The 12,501-nt window shown below is 67.0% G+C and carries 7 protein-coding genes and 1 pseudogene; 2 read left to right on the forward strand and 6 right to left on the reverse strand.

The window, feature by feature from the left end; translation table 11 throughout:
- Positions 1-3 precede the first annotated feature (3 nt).
- From DIE15_RS09270 to DIE15_RS09290, 5 genes are all read right to left on the reverse strand, one after another.
- Positions 4-2,457 carry a fimbria/pilus outer membrane usher protein gene (locus DIE15_RS09270; RefSeq protein ID WP_124833040.1) on the reverse strand — a complete coding sequence of 818 codons (2,454 nt, stop codon included), beginning with the start codon at positions 2,455-2,457 and terminating at the stop codon, positions 4-6.
- A 122-nt stretch (positions 2,458-2,579) separates the two neighbouring features.
- Positions 2,580-3,092: a fimbrial protein gene (locus tag DIE15_RS09275; RefSeq protein WP_057924440.1), complete on the reverse strand. Its 513-nt coding sequence runs from the start codon at positions 3,090-3,092 to the stop codon at positions 2,580-2,582.
- 865 nt (positions 3,093-3,957) lie between these two features.
- Complete coding sequence (locus DIE15_RS09280; RefSeq protein ID WP_124833041.1) at positions 3,958-5,415, reverse strand: efflux transporter outer membrane subunit; 1,458 nt, start codon at positions 5,413-5,415, stop codon at positions 3,958-3,960.
- Positions 5,415-8,552 (reverse strand): multidrug efflux RND transporter permease subunit, encoded by a 3,138-nt coding sequence (locus tag DIE15_RS09285; RefSeq protein WP_124833042.1) that lies wholly within the window; start codon positions 8,550-8,552, stop codon positions 5,415-5,417. The genes DIE15_RS09280 and DIE15_RS09285 overlap by 1 nt, the downstream gene beginning before the upstream one ends.
- 19 nt (positions 8,553-8,571) lie before the next feature.
- The gene (locus DIE15_RS09290) at positions 8,572-9,774 is read right to left on the reverse strand and encodes a MexX/AxyX family multidrug efflux RND transporter periplasmic adaptor subunit (RefSeq protein ID WP_057924437.1); all 1,203 of its coding nucleotides are present in this window, start codon (positions 9,772-9,774) and stop codon (positions 8,572-8,574) included.
- 150 nt (positions 9,775-9,924) lie between these two features.
- Between DIE15_RS09290 and DIE15_RS09295 the strand changes: the two genes are divergently transcribed.
- Together DIE15_RS09295 and DIE15_RS09300 are read left to right on the forward strand one after the other, a co-directional pair.
- Positions 9,925-10,572, forward strand: coding sequence for a TetR family transcriptional regulator (locus DIE15_RS09295; RefSeq protein ID WP_124833043.1), 648 nt, complete (start codon positions 9,925-9,927; stop codon positions 10,570-10,572).
- A 329-nt stretch (positions 10,573-10,901) separates the two neighbouring features.
- Complete coding sequence (locus tag DIE15_RS09300; protein WP_124833044.1) at positions 10,902-12,179, forward strand: M23 family metallopeptidase; 1,278 nt, start codon at positions 10,902-10,904, stop codon at positions 12,177-12,179.
- 16 nt (positions 12,180-12,195) lie between these two features.
- Here the strand turns inward: DIE15_RS09300 and DIE15_RS09305 are convergent.
- Positions 12,196-12,348, reverse strand: a pseudogene (locus DIE15_RS09305) (amino acid ABC transporter permease); the annotation flags it as partial.
- Positions 12,349-12,501: the final 153 nt, after the last annotated feature.

The following is a 12,501-nucleotide window of genomic DNA, read 5'->3' on the forward strand; positions in this document are numbered from 1 at the left end:
AATTCAATGTTCGACCCGTGCGGCCGCTGCATGCGACTCGCCGGGCGGCTGGCACGTCACCGGAATCGGCGTGCCTTCGAGTTGAAGCTGGCTCGGCAGTGCGTTCACCGTGCAGAGCGTGCGTTCGCCGGCACGCACCGCGAGGGCGGATTTCGGCTGCACCTGGGTCAGGAACGCGGCACCGGCCTCGCCGACGATGCCGAGTTCCTTGCCGTTCGCCGCGTCCTGCACGGATGCGCCGAACGGCAGCGGCTTGCCGGCCGCATCGGTCAGCGTCAGGTACAGGTTGCTGCCGCGCGCGACGGAGAACTTCGCGAAGCCGATCGCGCCGTCGGTCAGCACCGTGCGCTGGATCGGGTTCGACACCTGCACTTCGAGCGGCAGCTTCTCGACGTTGACGGTCGCGTCGTACACGTTGTACGGCGAGATCCCGTCGAGCACCGCATAGCCGCGCGAGTCGGTGTGCGTCAGCGTGCCGGACAGCGGCACGTCGGGCACGCCGTCGGTCGATACCAGCAGGCGCGTATCGCCCGCGTTGCCGTTCGCGTGCGCGGACACCCCGTACTGCGTCGCGACGAACGAGCCGTCGACTTCGAGCGACGCGGCCGCATACGCATTGGCGAGCGTCGACGCCTGCGCGCTCAGCTGGTACGTCGACGTGCGCTGGCGGAAGCTCGCGTTCGCCGACGCGCGGCCGTCGGTCGCGCCCGCGTTGATCTGGTAGGTGCGTCCGGCCGGGTCGTCGTAGATGTAGCCCGCGTTCATGCTCGTGCTGCCGCTGCCCGTCGTCAGGTTCGACGTGACGGTGTGGCGACCGCCGATCGGCAGCGTCGCGGTCACCGAGAACTGGTTGCCGCTCGCGCCCGCGCTCTGCGTGCGGAACGCTGACACGCTGACGTTCAGGTTGCGCAATGCGCCGATCGAGAACGCGCGCGTCAGCGTGAGGCCGACGCGTTGCTCCGACGCGCGGGCCCAGTAGGTCGTCTGGTCGTACGAGAAATAGGTCGATGTGTCGCCGAAGCGCTTCGACATCGTCGCCGAGTAGCGCTGCTTGCTGTTGGCGAGGCCGTACGCGGTCGGGTCGCCCGAGAACTGTGCGAAGTTGGTGTACTCGCGTTCGGAGAAGCGATAGCCGAAGAAGCGCACGTCGGCGTCGAGCCCGTCGAAGTGCTTCGAATAGTTGATGCGGTACGAGTTGCCGTTGCGGGTCGCACCGTTCCACCACAGCCGCGCGCGCGCATGCGTGACGTCGGCCGAAACCGCGCCGAACGTACCGAAATCGCGGCCGACACCGAGCGCGATCGACGTATAGCCCGCAGCGGTGATGAATCCGCCGTACACCGTGATGTCGAACGGCAAACCGTACGCGGCTTCACCAAAGCCGAAGAACGGCGTGATGCCTGCGCCGCCGAACTGCCGCGGCTTGCCGACGGCGGCCTTGTAGCGCAGTTGTCCCGTGCGCGCGAGGAACGGCACGGCGGCCGTCGTTACCTGAAAGCGCTGCACGCTGCCGTCCTCTTCCTCGACCGCGACGTCGAGCGTGCCCTGCACGCTCGTATTGATGTTCTGCAGCGCGAACGCGCCCGGCGAGACGCGCGTCACGTACAGCACGCGTCCCGCCTGCGACACGGTCACGGTCGCGTTGGTGCGCGCAACGCCCGAGATCAGCGGCGCATAGCCGCGCAGCGAAGGCGGCAGCATGCGGTCGTCGCTGCGGATCGACGCCCCCGTCAGCGCGAACGTGTCGAAAATGTCCGAGCTCAAGTAGTCGTCGCCGAACGTCACCGTCGACTGGATCGACGGCAGCGCGCGAAACGCGTAAAGCCGGCTGAAGCGGAACGTGCGGTCCGCATACGCCGTGTTGCCCACGTTCGACTGCGCCTGATAGTCGCCGCGAAAACGCCATGCGTCCCAGTTCGCGCCGATCGTTCCGTAGGCCTGGATCGCATTCGTCTGTTGGCCGCCCGAACCGAAGCTGCGGTTCGTGTTCGCGATCACGCGATAGTCGAGCATCGCGCCCGGAATCCCTTCGGACCACCGCTCCGGCGGCAGATAGGTCGAATCGGTGAATTCGAGCGCGGCCTGCGGAATCGTGATCTTCAGCCGCCCGTCACTCTTCAGATAACGCACGGTCGCGCCCTCGATCGCGCCGAGATCGACGCAACGGCCGCCCTGGAAGCGCGGCAGGTCCTTCGCGAGCGACGGCTTCAGCCCGAACTGCGCGACGAGTTCCGGGGGCAGGCACGGCTTGCCCGCACCGGACGCGTCGAGCGCGATGAACTGGATCGCCCGCAGCCCGTAGAACAGGTCGTTGACCTGCACGTCAAGCATGTACTCGCCCGGCAGCGTGAAGTCGGCCTGCGAGAACTGCGACAGGTCGACGTTGCTCGTGCCGTCGATGTCGAGGAATGACGAATTGAATTCCGTCGCATGGCTCTGGCTGCCGACGACCAGCACGGAGACGCAAAGGAAGGAATGTCTGATTCGCACGCGGCGCTACCGGAAATCCGAGGAAGAAGAAGCGGGAAGGCAACGAGGATGGAGAAAGGGTGCGCGCACCCCTTCCCCGGTACGGACGCTTACTGGTAGCGGACCGTGAAGTTCGCGACGCCGTCGGCGGTACCCGGCGTCACGCCGGCTGCCGTGGCTTCGTACATGGCCGCGAAACGTGCGATGTTCGTGCCGTTTTGCAGCACGGTCGGCGCCTTCTGCTCTGCGCCGTTGTCGAGGTATTCGCCCGATGCAGCCTGCAGGCGGATGCCGACGTTGGTTGCCGAGCCGATCGTGGCGAGCAGCTTCGGCTGGCCCGCGCTCGACGTGCCGGTAAACGTGAAGTACGCGTTCTGCGCGATGCTGGTGTCGCAGTCGGTCAGCTTGATGTCGAAGTTGGTCGGCGTGGACTTGTCGCCGGCCTGCTTGAACGTGTGGGTCGGCACCTTGCCGAGGTTCACGGTCTGGTTGACCGAGCCCGAATCGATGCCGCATGCGCCCGCGACGATCTCGCCCGTGAAGTTGATCGTGCCGGTGCCGTCTGCGAAGGCGGAGGTGGACAGGACTGCGAGTGCGACAGCGGTCAGGAGGGTTTTTTTCATGGCGTTTTCCGTGAGAATTGCAAAGGGAATGGACGACGTGGCGGATACAAAAGGCAGCGTGTGGTGGCTCCCGTCCGTCACGAGGCGGCATTATCGAGATATGAATGAAAGAATTCTGTAAATCATTGTCAAATAGAGCATGACAATGTCGGATTTACGTATTTTCAAGCACACTCTTTCTCTGAGTTTATCAATCCACCTTTTTCTTCCGAAGCCCTTTCCCATTTCACGGAATCGCTTGAAATATAAAGACATTTTCCCGTCGCCAATACTCCGACCTTGCTACCCATTGCCGGTCAAGGCTTTGATGGATAACCACTTTGAAATGACGAAATTCTGTCCAATCCCGCCATCGTTGGCCGACCACAACGAAAACATTTGGCGATTTTCAACTGACAGGAAATTAACGAGTGATTTTCGCCGCCTCGAATTTTCTTCGCAAACGATTGCGCACCATACAAACGTTTTACCGCGGCAGTTTGTCGCCCTGCATTATTCATGATGCACGAATTAATCGATGCGTCAATTCCGGATTAAAAGTCGCGCGTAATGCCGTGCGCCATCGCGGCATACGGCGCACTGCGCACGCACGCCCGAACGCACGAACGCACGAACGCACGAACGCATTGGATGGAATCGAAAAGAATGAAGTCCGGCACGATCGGCGGCCGGGCGGCGACGCGATCGGTCGCCGGGATGCAGGTCGATCTGAAGATGGCCGTTCAGCTCGACAGCCAGGAGAAACGACGTGGGCGACGGCGCGCGCGGATGCGCTCGTCGTCGACGCTGACGGTATCACGGCAGAAGCGATACACGCCGGAACAGCGGCAGCGCATCGCAATGCGCCGCCACCCCGGCCACGACATCACGCGGCAGCCTCCCCTGCCGCTGTCGGCGCCCACCCGCCGCCGAGCGCGCGATACAGCGCAATCGCGTTCGCGAGCCTCAGCTCCTTGAGCCGGATCAGCTCCTGCCCGGATTCGTACGTGCTGCGCTGCGCGTCGAGCAGTTCGAGATACGTCGCGACACCGCCCGCATAGCGGCGCTCGGCGAGCTTCAGCCGCGCGCTGTCGGCCGCGTCGACGTCCTGCTGCGCGGCAAGCTGGCGGTCGATCCAGTCGCGCGCGGCGAATGCGTCGGCCACCTCGCGGAACGCGGTCTGCACGGTCTTCTCGTACTCGGCGACCGCGATGTGCTTGCGCGCATTCGCGACGTCGAGATTCGCGCGATTGCGGCCGCCCGCAAAAATCGGCAGCGTGATGCGCGGCGCGAACGTCCATACGCTCGTGCCGCCCGCGAACAGGCTCGAGAACGCGTCGCTGACCGAGCCGTAGTCGGTCGTCAGCGCGATGCGCGGGAAGAACGCCGCGCGCGCGGCGCCGATCTGCGCGTTCGCGGCCTTCAGCCTCGACTCGGCCTGCCGGATGTCCGGCCGCCGTTCGAGCAGCGCGCTCGGCGCGCCGGGCGCCACTGGCGCGATCGCGAGCGTGTCGAGCGCGGAGCCGTCGGCGGGCACGTTACGTGCGAAATCGCCGGCGAGCAGTTGCAGCGCGCGCACCGCTTGCGCATGCTGGCGCTGCAGCGCGGCCTGCGACGCCCGCGCGGACGCGACCAGCATCTCGGCCGAACGCAGCTCGATCGCATCGCTCGTGCCGGCCGCGTAACGGCGCTGCGTGAGCGCGGCGATGCGCTCGCGCGCGTCGAGCGTGCGCTGGGCCAACGCCAGTTGCTCGCGCAACGATCGCTCCGACACGTACGCCCCTGCGACTTCGGCAATCACGCCGATGCGCACTGTGCGCTGCGCATCGGCCGTCGCGAAATATTCGGCGAGCGCCGCATCGGACAGGCTGCGCACGCGGCCGAACAGGTCGAGTTCGTACGCGCTGATGCCGACGCCCGCGCGATACAGCCCGCTGATCGCGCTTTGGCGCACGACCGGATCGTACTGGCGCGCGCGTTCATAGCCGAGATTCGCGTCGACCGACGGCATCAGGTCCGCGCGCTGCACGCCGTACAGCGCGCGCGCTTCGTCGAGCCGGCCGGCCGCGATCCGCAGGTCGCGATTGTTCGCGAGCGCCGCGTCGATCCATGCCTGCAGCGCCGGATCGGTGAAATACGCATGCCAGTCGTCGAGCAGCGCGGCGTCTTGCACCGCAGCCGGCTCGGCAGCCGACGCCGTGCTGCCGTCGACCGGCGCGTAGCTGGCCGGCACCGGCGCCGCCGGCCGCTCGTAACGCGGCGCGAACGCGCAGCCCGCGAGCGCGAGCGCGGCGGCGAGCGCGAGTTGAACCCTCAATGCGGCGCGTGCATTCAACGCAAACATCAATGCGAACCCTCCATCGTCGTCGGCTGCGGCCCGCCGCGCCGGCGCGGGCCGACGTCGAACAGGCGGCCGACGATCACGAAAAACAGCGGGACGAGGAACACCGCGAGCACCGTCGCCGTGATCACGCCGCCGAGCACGCCGGTGCCGATCGCCGTCTGCGCGCCGGACGCGGCGCCCGATGCGAACGCAAGCGGCAGCACGCCGACGCCGAACGCGAGCGACGTCATCACGATCGGCCGCAACCGCAGGCGCGCGGCCTCGAGCGCGGCGTCGACGAGCGACATGCGCTGTGCGACCAGATCCTTCGCGACCTCGACGATCAGGATCGCGTTCTTCGCGGACAACCCGATCGTCGCGATCAACCCCACCTTGAAATAGATATCGTTCGGCATCGCGCGCAGCGTGACGCCGAGCACCGCGCCGATCACGCCGAGCGGGACGACCAGCATCACCGCGAACGGAATCGACCAGCTTTCGTACAGCGCCGCGAGCGCGAGGAACACGACGAGCACCGACAGCGCGAACAGCATCGGTGCCTGCGCGCCCGACAGCCGCTCCTCGAACGACTGCCCCGACCACGCGTGGCCGATGCCGGCCGGCAGCTTCGCGGCGACCCGCTCGATCGCGGCCATCGCGTCGCCGCTGCTGTGCCCGGGCGCGGCCGAGCCGTTGATCGCGAACGACGGATAGCCGTTGTAGCGCGTGAGCTGCGGCGGTCCGAGCGTCCAGTGCAGCGTCGCGAACGCCGCGAGCGGCACCATCTCGCCACGCGCGTTGCGCACGCGCAGCTTCTTCACGTCGTCCGGATCGAGCCGGTGCAGCCCGTCGGCCTGCACGATCACGCGGCGCACCTGCGTGCCGTGCATGAAGTCGCCGATATAGTCGGAGCCGAACATCACCGCGAGCGTCGTGTTGATCTCGTCCATCGATACGCCGAGCGCCGATGCCTTCGCGCGATCGATATCGAGCTTCAGCTGCGGCGCGTCCTGCGTGCCGGCGAACATCAGGTCGGTGAGCGCCGGGTCCTTGCCGCCCGCCGCGAGCAGTTGCTCGCGCGCGGCGCTGAACGCCGCGTAGTCGAGCCCGCCGCGATTCTGCAGCCGGAAGTCGAAGCCGCTCGACGAGCCGAGATCGGGCAGCGCCGGCGAGTTCATCGCGAACACCGTGGTGTTAGCCGTGCCCGCGAAGCGCGCGTTGATGCGCGCGACGATCGCCTGCACGTGATCGCGCGCGGCCTTGCGTTCCTTCCAGTTCTTCAGCGTGACGAAGATCATCCCGCCGTTCGGCCCTTCGCCGTACAGGTTGAAGCCGCCGAGCGCGAACGTATACGCGGCCGGCTCGTCCTTGCGGATATACGATTCGACCTCGCGCACGCTCTGCATCGTTTCCGCGAGCGGCGTGCCTTGTGGCCGGATCACCATCACCATGAAGTTGCCCTGGTCCTCGTCGGGGAGGAACGCGGTCGGCAGTTGCGTGAGCATCAGCACCGCGGCCGCGGTCAGCGCGCCGTACACGACGAGCCAGCGCAGCGGCTTCTTCAGCATCGCGCCGACGCGCGTCGCATAACGCTGCGTCGAACGCGCGACGAACCGGTTGAACCAGCCGAAGAAGCCGCGCTTCTCGTGATGGTCGCCGGACACCGGCTTGAGCAGCGTCGCGCACAGCGCGGGCGTCAGCGACAGCGCGAGAAACGCCGAGAAGCCGATCGACACCGCGAGCGACAGCGCGAACTGCCGGTAGATGTTGCCCACCGCGCCGCCGAAGAACGCCATCGGCACGAACACCGACGTCAGCACGACCGTGATGCCGACGATCGCGCCGCTGATCTGCTTCATCGCCTTGACGGTCGCTTCGTAAGGACCGAGCCCCTCCTCGACCATCAGCCGCTCGACGTTTTCGACGACGACGATCGCATCGTCGACGAGGATGCCGATCGCGAGCACCATCCCGAACATCGTCAGCACGTTGATCGAGAAGCCGGCTGCGTACATCACGCCGAACGTGCCCGCGAGCGCGACCGGCACGACGAGCGTCGGAATCAGCGTCGCGCGCAGGTTCTGCATGAACAGGAACATCACGAGGAACACCAGCACCCCGGCCTCGATCAGCGTCGTGACCACCTTGTTCATCGACACGCGCACGAACGACGACGTCTCGTACGGGATCTGGTATTTCACGCCCGGCGGGAAATACGCGGACAACTCGTCCATCGCCGCGCGCACGCGCTTCTCGGTGGCCACCGCGTTCGAGCCCGGCGCGAGCTTGATGCCCATGCCGGTCGCCACCTTGCCGTTCACGTACGACGGATAGTTGTAGTCGTTGCCGCCGAATTCGACGCGCGCGACGTCGCGCAGGTAGAGCGCGGAGCCGTCCGGCTGCGTGCGCAGCGCGATCGCGCCGAAATCGGCCGGCGTCTTCAGCGGCGCATCGGCGAACACCGTCGCCGCGATCGGCGCGCTGTCCGGCACCGCGCTGCGGCCGATGTCGCCGACCGTCACGCGCGCGTTGTGCGCGCGCACGGCCGTCGCGATGTCCGACGCGGTGAGGCCGTGTCCGGCCATCTTCACCGGGTCGGGCCAGATCCGCATCGCATACTCGGCACCCCAGAACTGCACCCGGCCGACGCCGTCGACGCGGCGCAGCGCCTGCACGACGTTCGCCGACGCGTATTCGCCGAGCTGTACGTCGGTCATGCGGCCGTCGTCCGACGTCAGCGACACGACGAGCTGGATGTTGTCGGCGGCCTTCTCGACCTGGATGCCGTTGCGCCGCACCGGTTCGGGCAGGCGCGCATCGACCGCCTTCAGCCGGTTCTGCACTTCGACGGCCGCGAGATCGGCGTTCACGCCCTGCTTGAACGTCAGGTACAGCGACGCCATCCCGGCGCTGCTCGTCGCGGACGTGTAAAGGAGCCCCGGTGCGCCGTTCATCTCGCGCTCGATCAGCGCGGTCACCGATTCCTCGACGACCTGCGCGGACGCCCCCGGATACGTCGCATAGATGCTGACGACGGGCGGCGCAATGTCCGGGTACTGCGCCACGGGCAGTGCGCGAATCGCAAACGCGCCGCCCAGCATGATGAAGAGTGAGATCACCCACGCGAAGACGGGGCGATCGATGAAGAAACGTGCCATGTTGGTCTGTATGAACCGGTCAGGTTTGACGGGCGGCCGCCTGCGTCGCAGCCGCTGCCGGCGCCGTCTTCGACGGCGGCGCCTTCTCGACGGGCTTGACGGCGGTATCGGGCGCGAACCGCGCGGCGTTGTCGACGATCACGCGCTCGCCGCCCGCGAGGCCGCGCGTGATGCGCCAGCCATGGCCGCTCATCTGGCCGACCGTGACCTCGACGTCCTTGACCTTGCCGTTCGCGCCGACCACGCGCACCGACGTGCTGTCGGCCGTGCGCAACAGCGCGTCGCGCGGCACGAGGATCGCGCGCTGGTCGACTGCCGTGTCGAGCGCGATCCGCACATACGCGCCCGGCAGCAACTCGCGCTCGGGATTCGGGAACAGCGCGCGCATCGCGACGGTATCGGTGGTCGGATCGACCGCGAGATCGCTGAACAGCAGCTTGCCCTTCAGCGGATACGCGGTGCCGTCGGCGCGCAGCAGCGTCACCGCGACATCGTGCTGCGCGATACCCGTCGCGCGCCCGCTCTTCACCGCGCGACGCAGCGCGTCGACATCGGCCGCCGGCTGCGAGAAATTCACGTAGATCGGATCGAGCTGCTCGACGGTCGTGAGCGGCGTCGCCTGGTCCTGACCGACGAGCGCGCCTTCGGTGACGAGCGCGCGCCGTGCGCGGCCCGAAATCGGCGCGGTGACGGTCGCATAGTCGAGCTGCAGTTGCACGCGTGCGAGTTCGGCCTTCGCGGAAGCGACGTCGGCCTTCGCCTGCATGTCGGCCGCGACGGCCTCGGTGTGATCGCGCTCGCTCACCGCGCGGTCGCGCACCAGGTCATCGTAACGGCGGCGCTTGTCGCTCGCCGCGAGCGCGGCGGCCTGCGCCTTCGCGAGCGTACCCTGCGCGGCGTCGCGCGCAGCTTTCAGCGGTGCGGGATCGATGCGGAACAGCACCGCGCCCTGCTTCACTTCCTGGCCTTCCTCGTAAGTTCGAGCGGTGACGATGCCCGCGACCCGCGCGCGCACTTCCGCCTGCCGATACGCATCGAGCCGGCCCGGCAGCTCGACGGTCATCGGCACGGCCGTCGGACGCACCGTCACGACCGTCGCGCTCTGCATGGCCTCCGGCGCCTTGTCCCGTTCGCCCTTTCCGCATCCGGCCACGGCCAGCATGGCCGCGAGCGCGAACGGCGCCAGCCGAAGGCGGCGCCACAGGGAGCGTTTGTCATTCATGTGAGACCTCGGATCGTTCGCCGCCGATACAATGCGGCGGCTCAGGGTGGCCGATTATAATCAGTCACGACTGATTAAATACATGCGGTTGCCACTCGACCGCCCCTCTGTCTCAATAAAACGACAGCGAACTGTAAGGAAATTCACGACATGGCCCGCAAGACCCGGGAAGAATCGCTCGCCATCAAGCACCGGATCCTCGATGCCGCCGAGCTCGTACTGCTCGACAAAGGCGTCGCGCAAACCGCGATGGCGGACCTCGCCGAGGCCGCCGGGATGTCGCGGGGCGCCGTGTACGGCCACTACCGCAACAAGATGGAAGTGTGTCTCGCGATGTGCGACCGCGCGTTCGCGCGGACGTCGGAAGGCTTCGACGCGCTCGACAGCCTGCCCGCATTCGCCACACTGCGCCGCGCGGCGTCGCACTACCTGCAGCAATGCGGCGCGCCGGGCGCGATGCAGCGCGTGCTCGTGATTCTCTATACGAAGTGCGAGCAGAGCGAGGAGAACGGCGCGCTGCTGCGGCGCCGCACGCTGCTCGAGCTGCAGACGCTGCGCATCACGAAGGCGCTGCTGCGCCGCGCGATCACGGCGGGCGAAATCGCCGCCGATCTCGACGTGCATCTCGCGGCCGTCTATCTCGTGTCGTTGCTCGAAGGCGTGTTCGCATCGATGATCTGGACCAATCGCCTGCGCGGCAACCTGTGGAGCGATGCGGAAGCGATGCTCGACGCCGGTTTCGATGCGGTCAGGACCTCCGGCGCGCTGCGTGTGCACACGCAAAAATTGCCTACCTGACGAAAAGCCGCGCAATAAATGCTGATTTAACCCGATTTACCGCACTGCGAAACGACGACGCTGACCCTCTTTAAAATTTTTAACATTCTGCGGAACATCGGTAGACTGACGCTGTCATCTTTCTTTAGCGTCTTCGTGATAAACCGGGTTCGACCCGGAAAGTTCACGCCGCCGTTCGAAGCGGGCCCGCCCGCGCGTTGGGTCGAACGGGAACGACACAGGCCCCTGGCGGGGCCTGTTTTGTTGCACGCCCGTCGCCCGCCCCGTCGCCGCCCGACGGATGTGCCGCCGATGGCTACTGCCCACACCTCTTTGAACCGCTTTCCTGGATGTGGACACCTTTGGTCAAGCCTGCCGCAACCCCTGATGCTTTCGCGCCCGGCCGCGCGCAGCGCCTCGCGCGCGCGCTCGTGCCGGCCGTCGTGCTCGGCGCCCTCGCCGCCTTCGGTCTGGCCGCCGCGCTGCCAGCCGTCTCGCAACTGCCGGGCGCCGTCGATTCGGGCACGGCCGCGCTGCCGCAGCGCGTGCTGTCCGACACGCCGTTTCCCACCGCACAGCATTTCGTGACGAGCGAACTCGCGCGCACGATCGGCGAGCACAATGAACTCGACGAACACGGCCATCGCAACCCGCAACCGGGCCTGTTCGCGCCGCTCAGCGCGCACCGCAACGACATGCTCGGCTATGCGAGCCTGTTCCAGTACGCGGCGCCCGAAAACCAGCACGGGATGCGCGCCGGCGACATCGAACTCACGCTGTCCGATACGCTGAACCGTCTCGACGTGCCGCCCGAGGTGCGCATCCAGCTCGGCGATCTCGTCACCGGCAAGGTCGCGCTGCGCGCCGGCGCACAGCGCGGCGACTACTACCGCATCGCGTACGACACGAACAACGGCACGCCGCACCTTACCGCGCTCGAGCTGCGCGTCGCGGGCCGCACGTTCGGTGCGATCTGGTTCCGCGCACCGGGCGCCGACCACGGCGCGTACTACACGCTCGACGGCGCACCGCTCGAAGCGGCCGCGTTCACGATGCCGGTGAAGTGGACGCGCATCAGCTCGTTCTTCGGCGAGCGCATCCACCCGCTGTCGCAGGCGATGGCATTCCATACGGGCGTCGATCTCGCCGCGCCGTCCGGCACGCCCGTCAACGCGGCGGCCGACGGTGTCGTGTCGTTCGTCGGCACCGATCCGGGCGGCTATGGCCACTACGTGATCGTCGATCATGCGGACGGCTATTCGACCTACTACGCACACCTGTCCGCGTATGCGCGCGGGCTGAAGACGGGCGAAACCGTGAAACAGGGCCAGCGCATCGGCTCGGTCGGGATGACCGGCGCGGCCACCGGCCCGCACCTGCACTTCGAGGTGCGCGTCGCGAACGATCCGGTCGATCCGCTCGTCACGCTCGCGAACGCACAAACGGGGCTGTCCGACATGCAGCTCACCGCGTTCCGCCAGGAAGCGGCGCAATGGCGCTTCCGCCTCGCGTCGATCAATACGTCGCCGTTCGCGTTCGCGCAAAGCGACGGCCCGCTGTGGGGCGACTTCGCGACCGACCCGTCGACGCTGCGTGCGGTCTTCAATACGCATTACAGCGCGTCCTGACGCTGACGCACCAACGCGCTGAAGACGTGTCCTTCACGAGTGCGCCCCACTGGTTGACGAGCGACGGCGTCATGCCCCGGATCGCATGCGGCAGCGGCACCTAGCGCATCGTCTGCCAGTACGTGAGCCCGAGCGGTAGCCCGGCCTGCCGCTGCCCGTCGCCAGCCGCGTCACGTCACGTCACATCGCGAGCGTGTGGGTTTTCACGAGCACGACCTGATTTGTCATGAAGGCCGCCGCGGATCGCGCGGCGGCCGGTTCGAGGAACATCGCGACGCTGTGTGCCGTCGCGAAGCCGCGAACATATCAGCGCCTGCGTCGA

Source organism: Burkholderia sp. Bp9031 (assembly GCF_003857965.1).
Lineage (GTDB): Bacteria > Pseudomonadota > Gammaproteobacteria > Burkholderiales > Burkholderiaceae > Burkholderia > Burkholderia ambifaria_A.